This is a genomic window from Kitasatospora sp. NPDC032150, assembly GCF_055579945.1.
This window is the reverse complement of sequence record NZ_JBVIMH010000118.1, coordinates 1-1,170: the sequence shown is the minus strand read 5'-3', so window position 1 is coordinate 1,170 and position 1,170 is coordinate 1. Positions and strand designations below refer to the sequence as shown.

Sequence of the window (1,170 nt, the reverse complement as noted above, 5' to 3'; positions counted from 1 at the left end):
TTTGGGGTACGGGCCGCCATGAAACTCGCTAGAGGCTTTTCTCGACAGCATAGGATCATCCACTTCACCACAATCGGCTCGGCATCAGGTCTCAGACACGTGCAGGGCGGATTTGCCTACCCTGCGTCCTACACCCTTACCCCGGGACAACCACCGCCCGGGCTGGACTACCTTCCTGCGTCACCCCATCGCTCACCTACTACCACCTTGGGCCACCGGCTCCACCACTCCCCCTCGTCCGAAGACTCCGGGGCGGCTTCACGGGCTTAGCATCAGAGGGTTCAGCGCTGGCGCTTCAAAGCGGGTACGGGAATATCAACCCGTTGTCCATCGACTACGCCTGTCGGCCTCGCCTTAGGTCCCGACTTACCCTGGGCAGATCAGCTTGACCCAGGAACCCTTGGTCAATCGGCGCAAGAGTTTCCCACTCTTGTATCGCTACTCATGCCTGCATTCTCACTCGTATACCGTCCACGACTCGATTCCTCGGCCGCTTCACCCGGCACACGACGCTCCCCTACCCATCACAGCCCCCGTTAGGAGTATTGCTGCAATGACACGACTTCGGTGATGTGCTTGAGCCCCGCTACATTGTCGGCGCGGAATCACTTGACCAGTGAGCTATTACGCACTCTTTCAAGGGTGGCTGCTTCTAAGCCAACCTCCTGGTTGTCTCTGCGACTCCACATCCTTTCCCACTTAGCACACGCTTAGGGACCTTAGTCGGTGTTCTGGGCTGTTTCCCTCTCGACCATGGAGCTTATCCCCCACAGTCTCACTGCCGCGCTCTCACTTACCGGCATTCGGAGTTTGGCTAAGGTCAGTAACCCGGTAAGGCCCATCGCCTATCCAGTGCTCTACCTCCGGCAAGAAACACGCGACGCTGCACCTAAATGCATTTCGGGGAGAACCAGCTATCACGGAGTTTGATTGGCCTTTCACCCCTAACCACAGGTCATCCCCCAGGTTTTCAACCCTGGTGGGTTCGGTCCTCCACGTGGTCTTACCCACGCTTCAACCTGCCCATGGCTAGATCACTCCGCTTCGGGTCTTGGGCATGCAACTCAACCGCCCTATTCGGACTCGCTTTCGCTACGGCTACCCCACACGGGTTAACCTCGCTACACACCGCAAACTCGCAGGCTCATTCTTCAAAAGGCACGCAGTCAC

General features: G+C 57.9%; 1 rRNA gene. It reads right to left on the bottom strand.

Annotation, left to right across the window (positions count from 1 at the left end):
- Positions 1-1,170 (bottom strand): 23S ribosomal RNA (locus tag ACZ5ON_RS36095); the annotation flags it as partial.